General features: G+C 68.2%; 16 protein-coding genes. 9 read left to right on the top strand and 7 right to left on the bottom strand.

The window, feature by feature from the left end; genetic code table 11:
- Positions 1 to 5 precede the first annotated feature (5 nt).
- Genes ACAM58_RS27155 through ACAM58_RS27145 form a run of 3 tightly spaced genes read right to left on the bottom strand, consistent with a single transcriptional unit; the run spans position 6 to position 2,556 of the window.
- Positions 6 to 731, bottom strand: a complete 726-nt coding sequence (locus ACAM58_RS27155) for an amino acid ABC transporter permease (protein WP_369664960.1) — start codon at positions 729 to 731, stop codon at positions 6 to 8.
- 45 nt (positions 732 to 776) lie between these two features.
- On the bottom strand, positions 777 to 1,607 hold the full coding sequence (locus ACAM58_RS27150) for an ABC transporter substrate-binding protein (protein ID WP_278875321.1): 831 nt from the start codon (positions 1,605 to 1,607) through the stop codon (positions 777 to 779).
- A gap of 52 nt (positions 1,608 to 1,659) precedes the next feature.
- Entirely contained in the window at positions 1,660 to 2,556 is an 897-nt protein-coding gene (locus tag ACAM58_RS27145) for a dihydrodipicolinate synthase family protein (protein WP_062364939.1), read from the bottom strand.
- A 100-nt stretch (positions 2,557 to 2,656) separates the two neighbouring features.
- On the opposite strand from ACAM58_RS27145, the gene ACAM58_RS27140 reads away from it, so the two are divergent.
- The 5 genes from ACAM58_RS27140 (at position 2,657) to ACAM58_RS27120 (ending at position 9,267) form a co-directional block, all read left to right on the top strand.
- Positions 2,657 to 5,611 carry an FAD-dependent oxidoreductase gene (locus ACAM58_RS27140; RefSeq protein WP_369664959.1) on the top strand — a complete coding sequence of 985 codons (2,955 nt, stop codon included), beginning with the start codon at positions 2,657 to 2,659 and terminating at the stop codon, positions 5,609 to 5,611.
- Positions 5,612 to 5,620: 9 nt separating this feature from the next.
- Positions 5,621 to 6,889: a M20/M25/M40 family metallo-hydrolase gene (locus ACAM58_RS27135; RefSeq protein ID WP_369664958.1), complete on the top strand. Its 1,269-nt coding sequence runs from the start codon at positions 5,621 to 5,623 to the stop codon at positions 6,887 to 6,889.
- Complete coding sequence (locus ACAM58_RS27130) at positions 6,886 to 7,620, top strand: amino acid ABC transporter ATP-binding protein (RefSeq protein WP_369664957.1); 735 nt, start codon at positions 6,886 to 6,888, stop codon at positions 7,618 to 7,620. The genes ACAM58_RS27135 and ACAM58_RS27130 overlap by 4 nt, the downstream gene beginning before the upstream one ends.
- A 219-nt stretch (positions 7,621 to 7,839) precedes the next feature.
- Positions 7,840 to 8,538, top strand: coding sequence for an HAD-IA family hydrolase (locus ACAM58_RS27125; RefSeq protein ID WP_062364943.1), 699 nt, complete (start codon positions 7,840 to 7,842; stop codon positions 8,536 to 8,538).
- Between the two features lie 96 nt (positions 8,539 to 8,634).
- Positions 8,635 to 9,267 (top strand): DUF4337 domain-containing protein, encoded by a 633-nt coding sequence (locus ACAM58_RS27120; RefSeq protein WP_015865674.1) that lies wholly within the window; start codon positions 8,635 to 8,637, stop codon positions 9,265 to 9,267.
- A 69-nt stretch (positions 9,268 to 9,336) separates the two neighbouring features.
- Here ACAM58_RS27120 and ACAM58_RS27115 read toward each other — a convergent pair whose 3' ends face one another.
- Positions 9,337 to 10,236 carry a LysR family transcriptional regulator gene (locus ACAM58_RS27115; RefSeq protein WP_369665099.1) on the bottom strand — a complete coding sequence of 300 codons (900 nt, stop codon included), beginning with the start codon at positions 10,234 to 10,236 and terminating at the stop codon, positions 9,337 to 9,339.
- Positions 10,237 to 10,305: 69 nt separating this feature from the next.
- On the opposite strand from ACAM58_RS27115, the gene ACAM58_RS27110 reads away from it, so the two are divergent.
- The 3 genes from ACAM58_RS27110 to ACAM58_RS27100 are packed head-to-tail and all read left to right on the top strand — an operon-like array spanning position 10,306 to position 14,222.
- The gene (locus tag ACAM58_RS27110; RefSeq protein WP_369664956.1) at positions 10,306 to 11,757 is read left to right on the top strand and encodes an amidase; all 1,452 of its coding nucleotides are present in this window, start codon (positions 10,306 to 10,308) and stop codon (positions 11,755 to 11,757) included.
- Between the two features lie 39 nt (positions 11,758 to 11,796).
- A complete protein-coding gene (locus ACAM58_RS27105) occupies positions 11,797 to 12,762 on the top strand; it encodes a tripartite tricarboxylate transporter substrate-binding protein (RefSeq protein WP_369664955.1) in 966 nt (321 codons plus the stop codon).
- Between the two features lie 11 nt (positions 12,763 to 12,773).
- Positions 12,774 to 14,222, top strand: a complete 1,449-nt coding sequence (locus ACAM58_RS27100; protein WP_369664954.1) for an MFS transporter — start codon at positions 12,774 to 12,776, stop codon at positions 14,220 to 14,222.
- An 18-nt stretch (positions 14,223 to 14,240) separates the two neighbouring features.
- Here the strand turns inward: ACAM58_RS27100 and ACAM58_RS27095 are convergent, their stop codons facing one another.
- Positions 14,241 to 14,684, bottom strand: a complete 444-nt coding sequence (locus tag ACAM58_RS27095; RefSeq protein WP_307594546.1) for an ester cyclase — start codon at positions 14,682 to 14,684, stop codon at positions 14,241 to 14,243.
- A 106-nt stretch (positions 14,685 to 14,790) separates the two neighbouring features.
- Between ACAM58_RS27095 and ACAM58_RS27090 the strand changes: the two genes are divergently transcribed.
- Entirely contained in the window at positions 14,791 to 15,561 is a 771-nt protein-coding gene (locus tag ACAM58_RS27090) for a helix-turn-helix domain-containing protein (RefSeq protein WP_369664953.1), read from the top strand.
- Between the two features lie 24 nt (positions 15,562 to 15,585).
- Here ACAM58_RS27090 and ACAM58_RS27085 read toward each other — a convergent pair whose 3' ends face one another.
- Positions 15,586 to 16,080: an Lrp/AsnC family transcriptional regulator gene (locus ACAM58_RS27085; protein WP_015865681.1), complete on the bottom strand. Its 495-nt coding sequence runs from the start codon at positions 16,078 to 16,080 to the stop codon at positions 15,586 to 15,588.
- 71 nt (positions 16,081 to 16,151) lie between these two features.
- Positions 16,152 to 17,555 (bottom strand): aspartate aminotransferase family protein, encoded by a 1,404-nt coding sequence (locus ACAM58_RS27080; protein ID WP_369664952.1) that lies wholly within the window; start codon positions 17,553 to 17,555, stop codon positions 16,152 to 16,154.
- Positions 17,556 to 17,670: the final 115 nt, after the last annotated feature.

Raw genomic sequence — 17,670 nt, 5'->3', positions numbered from 1 at the left:
CCTGGCTAGCGTTGCTCGAGCACGGCATCGGCCGGGATTGTCGCCACGGGCTCGCTGGCATTGCCGTAGGCGCGGCCATAGTGGCGCTCGATGCGGCGCTGGATGACGTCCCACACCGTCGTCATGAGCAGGTAGTAGATGGCGGCCACGATGAACAGCTCCAGCACCATGAACTTCTCCTGGATCAGCACCTGGGTGCGGCGCAGCAGCTCTTCCATCGAGATCACCGAAGTGATGGACGTGGTCTTGAGCAGGCCGTTGATGCTGTTGCCCAGCGTCGGGATGATCAGCCGCATCGCCTGCGGCATCACGATGTAGCGCATGCTCTGTGCGCTGCTGAAGCCGACGGCGCGCGCCGCGTTCGTCTGGCCGGCCGGCACCGACTGGATGCCGCCGCGCACCACTTCGGCGAGGTAGGCCGCCTCGTTGAGGATCAGGCCGAGCAGCGCCGACTCGACCACCGACAGCTTGAGGCCCAGCTGCGGCAGCCCGGTGTAGATGATGATCAGCTGGACCAGCAGCGGCGTGCCGCGGAACACCCAGATGTAGAAGTGCGCCGGCGCGGCGAGCCAGTCATGGCGCGACAGCCTGGCCAGGGCCAGGGCGCATCCCACGACCAATCCGCCTGCAATGGCCGCCAGCGTCAGCCACAGGGTGGTGAACGCACCGCTCAGGATGTAGGGGTTGAACAGATAGCCGAAGAAGCCCGACCAGTTCCAGCCTTGTCCCATGGAAGTTCCTTGGTTGCCGAAGTCAATGGTGCGCAGCGAGGGCGCTCAGCTCGCCGGTCCCTTGACGACGACGGCGCCGTCGGTCGCCTTGACGCCGTACTGGTCGAGCAGCTTGTTGAAGGAGCCGTCGGCCTTCATGTCGTTGAGCACCTTGGCCACCGCAATGGACAGTTCCTTGTTCTTGGCGGCCAGCGCGACCGGCGTCGGGAACAGGCCTTGCAGCACGCGGTCGAAGTCGCCGCGCTTCTGGTACTCGGCACCGGTGGAGTCGATCGACAGGGCCACCTCGACCTGGCCGGCGCGCAGCGCCTGGAACGCCATCGCGAAGTTCTCGAAGGTGCGGATGGTCATGCCCTTGAGGCCCTTGTCGGTCAGCTGCTTGTCGAGCTCGCGCGCCTTGCGCTCCTCGAAGCCGCCGATCTCCACGCCGATGCTCTTGCCCGACAGGTCCTCGGGCTTGCCGATCTTCAGCGGATTGCCCTTGGCGGTGCTGATGCTGATGGCCTGGTCTTCGTAGGGCAGCATCTGCATGAGCTTGGCGCGCTCGTCGGTGTAGAAGATGCCGGTATTGATGACATCCCAGCGGCCGGCCTGCAGGCCCGGGATCATGGCCGAGAACTCGATGCGCACGTACTCGGGCGTGAGGCACAGCCGCTTGGCAATGGCCTCGCCCAGTTCGACCCGCATGCCCTTGAGCGCACCGGTCTGGTCGACGAACTGCATCGGCGGCAGGGTCGGGTTGATCGACATCGTCAGCGTGCCCTTCTTCACCAGCGCAGCGTCGGGCACGGGCGACTTGCAGGCCTGGGCGTTCGCGGCCCCGATCCCGAGAATGAAAAGAGCAGCGACCGAAGCGAGAGCGGGGAGCAGTTTCATGGTGATTTCCTGGTGGAGGTTGGACGAGGCGGCGTGGTGGCAAAAAGGGAGCTCAAGGCGCGATGGAGTCCAGCAGGCCGAGCTGGCCGAGCGCGCGCCGCAGGTCGGCGGCATCGGCTTCAGGCAGGGGCAGGCGCGGCGCGCGCGGCTTGCCCACGGGCAGGCCCATCATCGAGAGGCCGTCCTTCGATGCGGCGACGTAGCGGTGGCCGCCGACCCAGCGCACGATCGGCAGCATCTGCTTGTAGAGCGCCAGCGCGGCGGGCATGTCGTGCTCGTCGGCCACCAGCTCGAACAGGCGGGCCGACATCTTCGGAATCAGGTTGGAGCACACCGCCACCCAGCCCTGGGCGCCGAGCCAGAACGACTCGTAACCGAGGATGCCCGCGAACACCGTCATGCGGTCGCCGCAGAGTTCGATGATGTCGCGCACCCGCGTGACCTCGAGCGTCGACTCCTTGATGTACCTGCAGTTGTCGATGCGCGAGAGGCGTGCCACCAGCTCGGGCTTGAGGTCCACATTGGCCGTGGCCGGGTTGTTGTAGACCATGATCGGCACGTTGATCGCCTCGCCCACCTTGCGGTAGTGCTCGAACAGCTCGTCGTCGGTGGGCGAGCTGTAGAACGGCGGAATGATCATCACGCCGTCGGCGCCCATGCCCTCGGCCTCGCGGCTCAGCCGCACGCACTCGTCGGTCCACTCTGCGCCGGTGCCGATCAGAACAGGCACGCGTTTTGCGGTCGTCTGCACACAGGTCTCGATCACCAGCTGCCGCTCTTCGGGCGTCAACGAGAGGAACTCCCCGGTGCTGCCCAGCGGAATCAGCCCGTGGATGCCCTCTTCGATCTGCCAGTCGACCAGCTTCTTGAGCGCGGGCACGTCCACGTGCTTTCCGTCGGCGGTCATCGGGGTGATCAGCACCGTATAGGTGCCTCGAAACGCTGCCATGGGTCGGTCCTTGGTGAAAAATCGGATGACTGAATGATCGTGTACGATTAGTATACGTATACATTCAGTATATCCAAGCAGTTTTTCATCGCACCTGCTCATGAGCGCCCGACTGACCCACAGCTCCATTGCCGCCGGTGGCCGGACGATCCGCTTCTGGTACGACGGCCAGGCCATCGACGGCCTCGAGGGCGAGACCGTGGCAGCTGCACTGGCGGCCAGCCACATCCGCCAGATGCGGCACACGCGCGGTGGCGGGCGCCGCGGCCTTTATTGCGGCATGGGGGCGTGCTTCGACTGCCTGGTGACGATCGACGGCGTGGCCAGCCAGCGCGCCTGCCTGGCCAAGGTGGCGGAGGGCCAGCAGATTCGCTCGGCCATGCCGGCGGGCACGCCGGCCGACCCCCTGCAGCCGCTCGCGCCACCCGCCGATGCGGAGCCCGCCGCGCAGGACGTCGACGTGCTGGTGGTGGGCGCCGGGCCGGCCGGCCTGTCGGCGGCATTGGCCGCACGCCAGGCCGGCGCCAGCGTGCTGGTGCTGGACGAGCGGCTGCAGTCCGGCGGCCAGTTCTACAAGCCGCTGGCCCCCTCGCACCACGCGCCCCGGCCGGTCGATCGCCAGTTCGCAAAGGGCCTCGCGCTCGAGCGCGACGTGCGCGCGGCCGGCGTGGCCATCGCGCAGGGCGCGCAGGTCTGGGCTGCGTTCTCGGCGCATGAAGTCAGCGCGCTGATCGACGGGCGGGCCACCCACATCCGATGCAGGCAGCTCGTGATCGCCCCGGGCGCCTACGAGCGGCCCGTTCCCGTTCCGGGCTGGACGCTGCCCGGCGTGATGACCACCGGCGCCGCGCAAACGCTGGCGCGGGCTTACCGCGTGGCGCCGGGCCGGCGCGTGGTGGTCGCGGGCAACGGCCCGCTCAACCTGCAGCTCGCGGCGGAATTGCTGGCTGGCGGTGCGCATGTGGTCGCGGTGCTCGAATCGGCGGCGCGCCCCTCGGTGCGCGACTGGCGCCACCTGATGACCACTGCCTGCACCGCTCCCGACCTGGTGCGCCAGGGCTGGGGCTACCTGCGGCAACTGCGCGCGCACAAGGTGCCTGTGCTGTGGCGCCACGCGGTGGCAGCGGCCGAAGGCGACGGCGAATTGCAGGCGGTGCAAGTGGTTGAACTGGACGCACAGGGCCAGCCCACGGGAGCGCCGATGCGGCGCTTCGAGGCCGACACCCTGTGCCTGGGCTACGGCTTCATCCCTTCGACCGAACTCGCACGCATGCTGGGCTGCGAGCATCGCGTGGTCGAGCGGCACCTCGGCTATCTCGCGACCGTGACCGCCGGCGACGGTGCCACCAGCCTGGAAGATGTCTTCGTGGTCGGCGACGGTGCGGACCTCGGCGGTTCGCGCGTCGCGCTGGCACGCGGCACGCTGGCCGGGAGGTCCGCGGCGCGCAAGCTCGGACTGCCGGCAAAGCCAACGGCCGCACCCGACCGGACGGCGGCCCAGCTCCAGCGGGCCGAGTGCTTCCAGCAGGCCCTCTGGTCGCTGTACAACGCGCCGCCCGTGGCACTGGCCGCCGTCGGCGACGACACGCTGCTGTGCCGCTGCGAAGAAATCAGCTTCGGCTCCGTGCGCGAACAGATCCGCGCAGGCCGCGACACGCTGGCGGCGCTCAAGCGCAACACGCGGTTGGGCATGGGCCGTTGCCAGGGGCGCTACTGCGCGGTCACGGCCGCCAAGCTGGTGAGCGAGATGACGGGGCGGCCGCTGGAGGTCGAGCAGTACTTCGCGCCGCGTCCGCCGGCCAAGCCCGTGCCGGCCGGCGCGCTGGGCTTCGAGAAGCCCGAATGGGGCGGGCACAAGCCGGCCATCACGCCGAATCTCGCGCGCCCGGTCGAACACGCGCCCTTCGAAACCCTGCGCACCGACGTGCTGGTCATCGGCGCCGGCGTGCTCGGCTCCTGCCTCGGCCACTATCTGTCGAAGGCCGGCCAGGACGTGACGGTGGTCGACCGCGACGACATCAACCTCCAGGCCTCGGGCGCCAATGCGGGCAGCCTGCACGTGCAGTTGCTGTCCTTCGACTTCGGGGCCAAGGCGCAGGAAGGCGGCGGTCCGGCCGCGGCCACGCTGCCGCTGGGCCCGATGTCGGTGCGGCTGTGGCAGGAGATCGAGGCCGAGAGCGGCGAAGACCTGGAGATCAAGATCACTGGCGGACTGATGGTGGCCGACACCGAGGCCGGCCTGCGCTTCATCGAGGCCAAGGCCGCGCTGGAGCGCAGCCACGGCATCGAGGCGCAGGTGATCGACGCGGCCACGCTGCGCCGCCTGTCGCCCGCGCTGTCGCCGCAGCTGCTGGGGGCCGAACTCTGTCCCATGGAGGGCAAGATCAACCCGCTGCGCGCGACCTATGCCGTGGCTTCTCTCGCGCAGCAGCAGGGCGCGCGCTTCCTGCGAGGCTGCGATGTACGCCGGATCGAACGCCGTCCGGGCGACGGCGGCGGCTTCGTCGTCCACACCTCGCGCGGCGTCATCCACGCGGGCCGCCTGGTGAACGCCAGCGGCGCATGGTCCAGCACGGTGGGCGACATGCTCGGCGTGCAGATTCCCGTCAAGGGCGCACCGTTGCAGATGATCGTGACCGAGCCCGCGCCGCCGCTGGTCAACCACCTTGTGGCGCATGCCGACCGGCACCTGAGCCTCAAGCAGGCGGCCACTGGCGGCCTGATCATCGGCGGCGGCTGGACCGCGGCCTTCCATGAAGGCATGCGGCTGAACCGCGCCGAACGCGCCAGCATCGAGGGCGGGCTGTGGGTTGCGCGGCAGGTGCTGCCGGCCGTGTGCGGCCTGCACATGGTGCGCTGCTGGGCCGGCATGAACGTCAACATCGACGGCGCGCCGATCCTGGGCGACGTGCCCGGCGTGCCCGGCTTCTACAACGCCGTCACCTCCAACGGCTACACCCTGGCGCCCATCGCCGCGCGCCTGGTCACCGACCTGATCGTGCGCGGGCGCACGGACATCGACATCACGCCTTTCCGGATCGACCGGTTTCTTTGACAGAGCTCCATGACTGACCACTCCCAAGCCCCAGCGCGCGACGTGCTGCGCCAATTCATCGACAGCCACTTCCAGGAACAGGTCGAGACCCTGGCGCAGCTGGTGCAATGCCCGTCCGACAACCCGCCCGGTGATTGCGCGCCGCATGCCGAAGTGGCGGCCCGCCTGCTCGAGGGCATGGACCTGGTGGTCGAACGCCATGCCGTGCCGCCCGCGTTCGCACAGCAGCACGGCATGCGCAGCGTGACCAACCTGATCGTGCGCGAGCGTTTCGGCGACGGGCCGGTGATTGCCCTGAACGCGCACGGCGACGTGGTGCCGCCGGGCTCGGGCTGGACCGGCTCGCCCTACAGCGGCGAGGTGCGCGGCGGATGGCTGTACGGGCGCGGCGCGGCGGTTTCCAAGTCGGACTTCACCACCTACGCCTTCGCGCTGCGTGCGCTGAAGCAGCTGCGCGCCAGCGGCACACCGCTGGCCGGCACGGTCGAGCTGCACCTGACCTATGACGAAGAGACCGGCGGCATGACCGGGCCCGGCTGGATTCTTTCGCAGGGCCTGAGCCGCCCCGACTACGTGATCTCGGCGGCCTTCTCTCACCACGTGGTCGTGGCGCACAACGGCTGCCTGCACCTGGAAGTGATCCTGCGCGGCAAGTCCGCGCACGCCGCGCGGCCCGACACGGGCACCGACGCGATCGAGGCTGCTGCGGCATTGCTGCCCGCGCTCTACCGCTACCGTGACCAGTTGGCCGCACGGCCCTCGCAAACCCGCGGCATCACGCATCCGACGATGGTGGTCGGCCTGATCCAGGGCGGCATCAACACCAACGTGGTCGCCGACACGCTGAGCCTGCGCATCGACCGCCGCATCGTGCCGGAAGAAGCACCCGAAGCGGTCGAGGCGGAACTGCGACAGGTCATCGAAGACGCCTGCGCCACGCTGCCGGGCATCGCCGTCGAGATCCGGCAGATCCTGCTGGCCCGCCCGTTCGCGCCCGCGCCCGGTGCGGCTGAGTTTGCCGCCTTGATGTGCCGCGAGGCGAGCGCGGTCATGGGCAAACCGGTGACGCCCATCGGCGTGCCGCTGTACACGGACGCGCGCCTCTACAGCGAAGCTGGCATCCCGACCGTGATGTATGGCGCGGGCCCCGAGTCGCTGCTCGAAGCCAACGGCCACCGCGCCGACGAACGGGTTCCCCTCGACGAGCTGCGCAAGGCGACCCTCGTCGTTGCGAACACGCTGTTGCATCTCATGGTCCTGCCAAAGGAAACCCGATGATCGACATCAACCAGGTGAGCAAGTGGTACGGCACGTTCCAGGTGCTGACCGATTGCACGACGCGCATCCGCAAAGGCGAGGTTGTCGTGGTCTGCGGGCCCTCGGGTTCCGGCAAGTCCACCTTGATCAAGTGCGTGAACGCGCTGGAGCCCTTCCAGCTGGGCAGCATCACGGTCGACGGGGCCTCGGTGGGCGATCCGAAGATCGACCTCAACCGGCTGCGCTCGCGCGTGGGCATGGTGTTCCAGCACTTCGAGCTGTTTCCTCATCTCTCGATCGAGCAGAACCTCTCGATCGCGCAGGTCAAGGTGCTCAAGCGCTCGTCGAGCGAGGCGCGCACCCGCTCCATGGCACTGCTCGAGCGCGTCGGCATGAAAGCCCATTCGCACAAGTTTCCGTCGCAGCTTTCGGGCGGCCAGCAACAGCGCGTGGCCATCGCACGCGCGCTGGCGATGGACCCGATCGCCATGCTGTTCGACGAGCCCACCTCCGCGCTCGACCCGGAGATGGTCAACGAGGTGCTGGACGTGATGGTTCAGCTGGCGTGCGAAGGCATGACCATGATGTGCGTGACCCACGAGATGGGCTTTGCGCGCAAGGTGGCCAGCCGGGTGATCTTCATGGACCGCGGCAGCATCGTCGAAGATTGCCCGAAGGAGGAGTTCTTTGGCAACGCGGCTGCGCGCTCCGACCGCGCGCAGCAGTTCCTCTCGAAGATCCTGCAGCACTGAGCAGCGTCCGGCACCCGGCTTCCGCTCCGCACACGCGGCCGTGCCAAAGAAGATGCCGTCTTCGGCAAGACTGCGACATCCTGTGCTGGATCGCACGCCGAGTTCGGCCTGTCCCGCCCCGCCGAAGCTCCTATGCTCGTGACGTACAGACGCCCGGCAGCCCCCTCGCCCGTTGCCGCTGCGGCGATTTCCTGCCCCTCCCACTGGAGCTTCTCTCGTATGTCCCTGCAAGATTTCAAGGTCCTCACCTTCGACGTGGTCGGCACGTTGATCGACTTCGAGGGCGGCATGCTCGCCTACCTGCGCTCGGCCGTGCCGGATGCGCGCGTGAGCGACGACGAATTCCTGGGCGCCTACCGCCAGGCCCGCGCCGACGGCCACGCCGGCTGGTACCCCGACGACCTGGAGCGCTGCTGGCACGCCATCGCCCCCGCGCTGGGCCTGCCCGACAGCGATGCGCTGGCCCGCGGCCTGCGCGATTCGGTGGCGCAATGGCCGGCCTTCCCGGATTCGGTGGAGGCACTGAAGCGGCTGCGCAAGCGCTTCAAGCTGGTGACGATGACCAATGCCCAGCAATGGGCGCTGGCCCACTTCGACAAGACGCTGGGCTCGCCCTTCGACATGCTGCTCAGCTGCGACGATGCGCTGTGCGAGAAGCCCGACGCCCGCTACTTCGCCTACGCGCGCGGCCGCTTCGAGGGCGCCTGGGGCTTCAGGCAGGCCGACAACCTGCACGTGGCGCAAAGCCAATACCACGACATCGGCATCTCCAAAGAGTTGGGCATCACCACCTGCTGGATCGAGCGCCGCCATGCGCAGAAGGGGTCGGGCGGCACCATCGAGTCGAAACGCACCGAGCCCGACTACCACTTCCACACGCTGGCCGAACTGGCGGATGCGGTCGAGGCGGGCCGCTGACCATTTGGGTCTCCGCGCGCAGCGAATGAATGCTTTCGTCTGCTGGCAAGGCATACTCGCACGCGCTCCGAGAAACCCTATATCAGCAAGGATCCCATGTCAGGACACGGCTTTCACGTGCACGGCCCGCACGACCACGAACTTGAACACGCGGCATCCGGCAGCGGCCATGGCGACAGCCATGGCCATGCGGACGGCGGGGCGGCCTCGCCTTCCGGTGGGATGAGCATGACGAGCAAGATCGCGGTGTGTACCGCCGTGATCGCCACCGTCGGCGCGATCTTCTCGTACATGGGCGGGGCCACGCAGGCGAACGCCGGCCTCTACAAGAACAACGCCGCGATCAAGAAGACCGAGGCGTCGAACCAGTGGAATTACTTCCAGTCGAAAAGCACCAAGCAGGCGCTCGCCGAGTTCGCGCGCGACACCGCGGCCGACGACGCTCGCAGGCAGGACTGGCAGCTCAAGGTGGCGCGCTACGACCAGGAGAAGACCGACATCCAGGCCGCCGCGAAGAAGCTGGAAGCCGAGGCGAGCCAATGGGACGCCCAGTCGGAAGAGCAAATGCACCAGCACCATCGCTGGGCCCAGGCGACGACCGTGCTGCAGGTGTCGATCGCGCTGGCCGCGATTGCCTTGCTGACGAAGAAGAAATGGCTGGAGCGCGCGATGTTCGGCGTGGCGGCCGGGGGGCTTGTGGTGGGGGTGCTGGCTGCGTTTCACATCTAGCAGCCAGGCCGGCGCGAGCCGGAGGCGAGGCATGCAGCTGCCGCCCCGGCTTCCCGGCCCTCCGCTTCGCTACGCAGCTTGCCGCAGCGAGGCGCGCGCGCAGGCCAGGAAGGGTTCGATGAGCGGACTCTGCCAATCGCTGCGCCAGCAGGCAGCGATGTCCATCCTTGCATCGACGTTCCGCAAGGGGCGGAACACCACGCCCGGAGGCCGGCCGATCCGGGCGCAGGCGGGCAGGATGGCCACGCCCCTGCCCGCAAGGACGAGCGCCAACGCCGACACCATGGTCTCGACTCGCTGCGCGATCGGCATGCTGACATCGTGCCGCCGAAGCATCGAGGCAATGAGCGATTTGTCGACGTCGCCATCGGGCACGGGCAGCCCGATGAGGGGCATGCCTGACAGCCGCTCCATCGGAATGCTGGACATGCGGGCCAGCGGCGAATCCGCGCGCACGGCGAGCATCAGCGGCTGGGTTCCGATGCGTTCGGTCGCAATGCCCGCGTGGGCGATGGGCGGGATGCAGATCGCCACCGACACCTCCGAATCAGTGAGGGCCGAGACGTTGTTGGCAGCGTTCAGCTCCACATACTGGATCTCCACGTCCGGCAGCTTCGCCCGAAGCGTGTTTTCCAGGCGAGGAAGCACCAGGTAGGACAGCACGACCATGGTGCCGACGGTGAGCCGGCCCCTGCTGCCCGAGCCGATCGCCCGTGCCGCATCGAAGCCTTCGTTGGCAAGCAGCAGCGCCTCCTTGGCACGCTGGAAGAGCGCATGGCCGGCATCGGTGATCTCCATGCCGCGCGCCGCCCTGCGGAACAGCGGCGTGCCCACCGCCGCCTCCAGGTTCTTGATGTGGACCGACAGCGGCGGCTGGGCCATGTTGAGCCGGCGTGCCGCCTTGCCCACGCTGCGTTCCTCGGCCACGGCCACGAAGTAGCGGAGCGTTCTGAAATCCGGTGCTGCCATACGCTGGTCGTATGCCTTTTCAAGAAAACAGTATTGGACTCGATGTTGCCGCGCATCAATCATTTGCGCATGAAAACGTTTCCGCGTCTTCCGAAGTCTGAAATCTGCGAGCTGTCCGCCGTGGCGCTGCGCACGCTGGTCGCGCAGCGAAAGCTCTCGCCGGTGGAGATCACCCAGGAAGTCCTGCGCCGCGCCGACGCCGTCCAGCCGCAGCTGAACTGCTTCATCACGCTGTGCCACGAGCAGGCGATGGCGCAGGCCCGCGAGGCGGAAAGCGCCGTGATGAGGGGCGAGCCGCTGGGCCTGCTGCACGGCCTGCCCTTCACGGTGAAGGACATCGTCGACACCGCGAACGTCAGGACGACCTACGGTTCCCTGCTGCATCGCGACCACGTCCCCACGCAGGACGCCGTGGCCGTGGCGCGCATGCGCCAGGCCGGCGCCATCCTCATCGGCAAGACGACCACCTCCGAGTTCGGCGCCAAGTGCCTGACCGACGCGCCCCTGTTCGGAAGCACCCGCAACGCATGGGATGCGACGCGCACGAGCGGCGGCTCGAGCGGCGGGGCGGCCGCATCGATTGCGGCCGGCATCGCGCCGCTGGCCATTGCCACCGACGGCGGCGGCTCGACGCGCATTCCCGCCGCCTGCAACGGCGTGGTCGGCCTGAAGCAGAGCCTGGGCGTGGTGCCCCACAGCCAGGTGCAGGATGCCTTCGGCAACTACACCTATGTGACGCCCACCACGCGCAACGTGGCCGACACCGCGCTCATGCTGCAGGCCATGACCGGCGCCCATGGGTCCGACCCCTGGTCGTTGGGTGTGCCGGCGCAGCCTTACTTCGACGCGCTGCAGCCCGGCGGCGATCTGCGCGGCAAGCGGATTCTTTACTGCGCAGCACCGGCGGGACGCCCGATCTCCGCCGACGTCGCCGCCGCCTTCGAAGCCGCGCTGGCCACCTTGCGTTCGATGGGCGCGCAGCTCGAAGAGATGCCCGGCGACGGCTATGACGTCGAGCCGGTGTGGCGGGTGATCAACCACACCAGCTGGCGCGGCCGCTTCGCGCCGCTGGCCGCGGCGCATGCCGACCAGCTGAGCCCGTCCCTGCTGCAGCAGCTCGCGCTCGCAGAGCACGTCGACGGGGTCGCCTTCCAGCAAGCCATGTTTGCCAGGACCGCGCTTTTTCGCAAGGTCCAGGCCCAGCTGGAGACCCACGACTTCATCTTCACGCCGACGCTCTCGCGCACGGCGCTGCCGATCGACCAGGACCTGTTCGGCAGCATCGAGATCGACGGCGAGGCGTATGCCGAGGTCAGGGCGAACTGGTTTCCATGGACGATGCCCTTCAACCTCACGGGCCACCCCGCCATCAGCCTGCCGTGCGGTGCGGGCCGCGACGGCCTGCCCATCGGCATGCAGCTTGTCGGCCGGTTCCGCGGGGACCTGCAGCTGCTGCAGGCCGCGTCGTTCTTCGAAGCCGCGCACCGGCCGGCGAACGCGCTGCCGACCCTCGCTTTCTGAGTCCGCCCCGTTTCGTTCTCAACCCAGCAGGTACCCACCATGGCCTCTTTCCTCAAGACACTTCTTCTCGCTGCGTCGATCTCCCTCGCCGGTGCCGCCGCGCATGCCGATGCGCCCATCCGGCTGGTCATCGGCTTTCCGCCCGGTGGCGCGCTCGACAGCCTGGCGCGTTCGCTGGCCGAGGACTTGCGCGCCACGCTCAAGGAACCCGTGCTGGTGGAGAACCGGCCCGGCGCCTCGACGCGCATTTCCATCGAGGCCGTCAAGGCCGCGCGGCCCGACGGCCGCACCATCCTGCTGGGCTCGACGCCGCCCTTCGTTCTCTTTCCGATGACCTATGCACGGCTGAACTACGACGTCGACAAGGACTTCATCCCGCTTGCGCACCTGGCGATCGTGCCCAGCGTCCTTTCCGCCGGCGCAGGCCAGCCGTTCAGGACGGTTCCCGAATACGTCGCATGGATCAAGAAGAACCCCGCCGGCGCCAGCGTGGGGCTGACCAACCTCGGCGGCGGACTGCACTTCAGCGTGCTGCAGCTGTCCAAGGCCATCGGCGTGCCGCTCGCGCCGGTCACCTACAAGGGCGGCGCGCCGCTCGCGACCGACATCGTCGGCGGCCACGTACCGCTCGCCGCCGACGCACTCGCCAGCCAGCTCGAGCTCCACCGCGCGGGCAAGCTGCGGATCCTGGGCGTTGCGGGCACCCGGCGGCTGAGCTGGCTGCCCGACGTTCCGACGATCAAGGAGTCGGGCTACGACGCCTTCGACCGCGCCAACGCCGCCTATGCCGCCTTCGTGCCGGCAGGAACGCCGAAGGACGTGGCCGCCAGGCTGGAGGCGGCGCTGCTCGCCGCCATGCGCAATCCGCAGGTGCGCGCGCAGGTCGATCGCATGGGCCTGGAGCCGACGGGGCTCCCCGGCGCGGAAGTGACGCGGATCATGAACGAGGACCGCGCGTACTGGCGCCCCATCGTGAAGGCCTCGGGGTTCAGGAGCGAAGACTGAATCGACCGACGATGGCCGACGAGGACCACGACGCCGGCAGGGCCGATTGGGCGGTGCTCGTTGCCGCGAGTTCGGGCGCGCTGCTGTGCTTTCTCAATCTCAGCGCGCTCAATGTCGCGCTGCCGGCCGTGGCGCGCAGCCTGCATGCTTCGCCGGCGCAGGCGAGCTGGATCCTGCTGTCCTACATGCTGGTCAGCACCGTCTGCATCCTGAGCTTCGGACGCCTGGCCGATCTCTGGGGACGGCGCCGGCTCTTCCTCGCGGGGCTGTGGCTCTTCGTGGCCGCCTGCGCGGCATGCGCCCTCGCACCCAGCGCCGAGCTGATGCTGGCGAGCCGCATCGCCCAGGCCGTCGGCGCGGCCGGCGTCATGGCCAACGCCAGCGCCTTGGTGGGCGATGCCTTCGGCCGCCGCAGGATGGGGCTGGCACTGGGCGTGCTCGCGATGGTTGCGGCGCTGGCCCAGGTCGTCGGCCCGCTGGCGGGCGGTTTCGTCGTGTCGTGGTGGGGATGGCGCGTTCTCTTCATGCTCAATGTGCCGATCGGGCTTGGCGTGCTGGCGTGGTCCTGGAAGGTGCTGCCCCACAGTGCGGCCGCCGGGGCCGAACGCTTCGACCTCGCAGGCGCGGCGCTGTCCCTCGTCGGCATCGGATGCGTGACCTATGCGCTCTCGATGGCCGGCACCCACGGCTGGACCAGCACGCCGGTGTGGGCCCTCATGCTCGCGGGGCTGTGCGCCATCGCGCTCTTCTCCGGCGTTCAGATGCGCGTGGCCAGCCCGCTGGTCGACCCCTCGCTGTTCAGCGACCCGGGACGCCGGACCGCCTACGCGGGCATCCTGCTGCTGTCGATGACGCAGGCGGCGCCCCTGCTGCTGGTGGCCCTGTACCTGCAGGCTTGCGCGGGCCTGCAGCCATCGCAGGCGGGCCTGCGCATTGCACCGGTGGCGTTCGGCATGCTGATGGCTGCGCCGCTGGCAGGCGCCCTGACGCGGCGCTTCAGGCCCGAATCCATCTGCGTGGCCGGCATGCTGCTCGCAGGATGCGCCCTGGCGCTGCTGGCCGCGCTGCTGCAGCCGGCGATTGGCACCGTGCAGCTGTCGCTGTGCCTCTGGCTGCTCGGCCTGGGCATCGGGAGCTTCGTGACACCGAACAACACATCGATCCTCCAGAGCGTGGCGCCCCGGCGCCGGGGCATCGCCAACGGCGTCCGGTCGACGCTGCAGAACACCGGCATCATGATCGGCACCGCGCTGACGCTGAGCGTGGCGATGGCGCAGCTTCCTTCCGGTTCGCAACGCATGATTCTGGGAAATGGCGGCCCGGGGCTTTCGAACCTGGATGTGGCGGCCTTTACCCAAGGGGCCAGTTCTGCGCTGGTGCTGCTTGCGGTCCTTTGCTTTGCCGGCGCGGCCCTGATCGCGAATACCCGGCGTCAAGCCGGCCGGCTGCGATCAGCGTGAAGGACACGGCAGCAGGCCCTAGTTGCTGCGCGGAGGCGAAGCACCCACGCCGGCAGGAAGTGCGCCAATCTGCTGCAGCGCACCCAGCCGGTCGGTTTCCAGCCAGGAGCGCACGATCTTGCCGTGGCGCAAGTGGTAGATGGCAATGCCTGTGTTCTCCACTCGGCGGTGCGACGCTTCCAGGCCGCGGAACTCGCCTGCGTGAATGGCCTGCCAGCGCCAGCGCACTGCGACCTTGTCCGGCTCGGCGATCAGGTCCTCGACCTGGAAGCAGATGTCCGGAAAGGCGCTGCGCAAGCCGTTCATGGTCGTCGCAAAGCCTGCGGCGCCTCTTTCGCCGTTGGGCCCCACGTAGTCATCCGCGATCGAGTCCTGCAGCTCCTCGAAGCGCCCGTGCGACAACCAGTCTTCATAGAGTGCCCGGATCAGTTGGCTGTTTCGGGCCTTCACATCGTCTTGCATGGTTTCTCCTGAATGGATGGGGCTCCATGCTAGGAAGCACGCGGGCTCGGCAATTGAACAAAATCAGTGAGTCACACAAAAAAAGGCGCCCCGTTACCATCGGCCAATGCGCATGCGCTTGCTGCCAACCACCCCCGCCCTCGCAGACCAGGTGCGGAATTTCGTGATCGTCGAAACCGCCGAGGCCGCCACTCGCCTGCTCATGCCGGAGCCAAGCATCCTGCTTGGCATTCGTTACGGCGGCTATGCCGAGCAACTGGATGGGCCGAAGACACGCCGCCTGCCCCAGACCACGCTGACGGGACTGCGCGACACCGCACGTTCGATGCACACCTCGGCCGGCGGTTGCATCGTGCTTGCTGCTTTCCGTCCTGCGGGCGCTGCGCAGTTCTTCGACCTGCCCGCAGAAGGCCTGTTCGGCACCACGATCGATCTTGCCTCCCTGGTGGCGGATGCCGACCTGGCAGGTCTTTGCTCGGCCATGACTGCGGCCGGGGACGATCTGCAGCGCGTGAATTGCCTGGAGCGCTTTCTTCTCGCCCGACGAAGGCGGCCCGCCGATACGTTGGTGAGCGAGGCCCTGCGAGCCATCGAGAAGAGCGTCGGTACGATCCGCATCGCAGCGCTTGCGTCGGATCTGGGCGTCAGCGTCGACTGGCTGGCAAAACGATTCCGCCGTACTGTCGGAGCGACACCAAAGCAACTCGCCTCCATCATCCGCATGCGCCATGCGTTGTCGCTGTACGGCGAGGCATCCAGCCTCACACAGCTGTCTGTCCAGGCTGGCTATGCCGACCAGTCGCACTTTATCCGCGAGTTCCGTTCCGTGACCGGCCAGGCGCCTCGGCGCCTGCTGAAAGGCGGCGAGTACTGCTGATCTGGCCTCGCAGCCATTCGCCAGTCAGCGCGGATGCGGAAACAGCCGCTCGATCGGGCAATGCGTCTTGATGAACGGCGACTTGATGACGATGTAGCTGAAGTACTTGGAGATGCCGATGTTGCGCTCGAGCAGTTCCTCGATCACTTCCTGGTAGTGGTTGACGCCGCGCGTCAAAAAGCGCAGCAGGTAGTCGTAGCCGCCGCTCACCAGATGGCATTCGAGCACCTCGTCGACCTCTCGGATCGCGGCCTCGAAGCGCACGAAGTCCTCGCGGTGGTGGTCCTGCAGCGTGACCTCGGTGAACACGGTGAGCGTGTCGCCGAGCTTCTCGAGCCGCAGGTGCGCGCCGTAGCCGGCGATGTAGCCGGCCTGCTCCAGGCGCTTGACGCGGATCAGGCAGGGGCTGGGCGACAGGCCAACCGCATCCGCGAGGTCGACGTTGGTCATGCGCCCGTTCTGCTGCAGCTGAGCCAGGATGCGCAGGTCGAGTCGGTCGATCTTGAAAGCTTCAGACATGGCGGTCCTGAAAAACGAAGGAGGATCCGATTCTGCTTTGCCGGCGCAGCCGCGGGGCAGTGCTTTCCCGCTCAGGCCGCCAGCGCGGCGCGCACGTCGGCGGCGTCCAGCACCTCGTCGAGCGTTTTCTTCAGGCGCGCGAACATCTGGGCGAACTCGTCCTCGGTGAAGGTGAGCGCCGGCGCAAAGCCCAGGATGTGGTCGCCGAAGGAGCGGAACACCAGGCCGTTGCGGTAGCCCGCGGCGAAGATGCGGTCCGCGAGGCCCAGCGCCGGATCGAAGCCGCGCTTGCCTTGCTTGTCGCTCACCAGCTCCAGCGCACCGAGCAGGCCGCGGTGGCGCGCATCGCCCACCAGCGGATGCGCGCGCAGCGCATCGAGGCCGGCCGCGAAGTGCGCCGCGCCGCGCTGGCCGTTGGCGAGCACCCCGCCCTCTTCGTACAGCCGCAGCACCTCGAGTGCGACCGCGGCGCTCACGGGGTGGGCAGAGTACGTCGCGCCATGGCCGACCGGCACCCCCGCCGGCGCGCCGTCGGCAATGCCGGCATAGACCTTCTCGGACATCATGGTCGCGCCCATCGGCACATAGCCCGAGGTCAGGCCCTTGGCCATGGTCATCAGGTCGGGCTCCACGCCTTCGGCCTCGCAGGCGAACATGGGGCCGGTGCGGCCGAATCCGGTGATGACCTCGTCGACGACGAACAGGATGTCGAGCTCGCGCGCGGCGTCGCGCATGGCTTTCAACCAGCCCTTGGGCGGCACGATGACGCCGCCCGAACCCTGGATCGGCTCGCAGAAGAAGGCGGCGACGTTGTCCGCGCCGAGCTCGGCCACCTTGGCGCGCAGCGAGGCCACCGACGCGGCGATCAGCGCCTGCGGATCGGCACCATGGGCATGGCGGTACGGGTTGGGCGACGGGATGTAGTGCTGCGTGGGCAGCGGCAGGTCGAAGCCGCGATGAAAGGCGGGCAAGGCCGTGAGGCCCGCGCCGGTCGACGAGGAGCCGTGGTAGCCGCGCTCCAGTGCGATGAACTGTTTTTTCGACGGTTTGCCGATGGCGTTGTAGTACTGCACGATGAAGCGCACGGCGGCATCGACCGCCTCCGAACCGCCGAGCGTCAGGTACACGCGCGTCAGCGATGGGGGCGCGATCTGCACCAGCTTTTCCGCGAGGCGGATGGCCGGCTCGCTGCTGAAGTGGAAGTAGCCGGTGGCGTACGGCAGGCGCCGCATCTGCTCGGCCGCGGCCTGCACCACGCTCTCCTGGCCATAGCCCACGTTCACGCACCACAGGCCCGCAAAGGCGTCGAGCAGTTCATGCCCGTTGGCATCGGTCAGCCATGCGCCGCGGGCCGAGGCCAGCACGGTGGGGCCGCGCTGCTCGTGCGTGCGCCAGGGCGAGACGGGGTGGATGAGGTGGGCACGGTCGATGGCGTCGAGCGTGGCGTGGCGAGGCAATGCGGTGGGGTGCGTCATGGCGGTGTCGAGTGAAGCGAGAGCGAAGGAAGCTTTCGATGCCTCGAGCTTAGGCCGCGTGCCGCATGGCATGGTGCTGCTTTGGGGGTGCTGCGCGAAGCAGGCTGCGGTTATG

Origin of the sequence: Variovorax sp. V116 (assembly GCF_041154435.1) — a bacterium.
Taxonomy (GTDB): domain Bacteria; phylum Pseudomonadota; class Gammaproteobacteria; order Burkholderiales; family Burkholderiaceae_C; genus Variovorax; species Variovorax paradoxus.
Note: the sequence above shows the minus strand (reverse complement) of the source record. Positions and strands in the feature narration are given on the sequence as shown.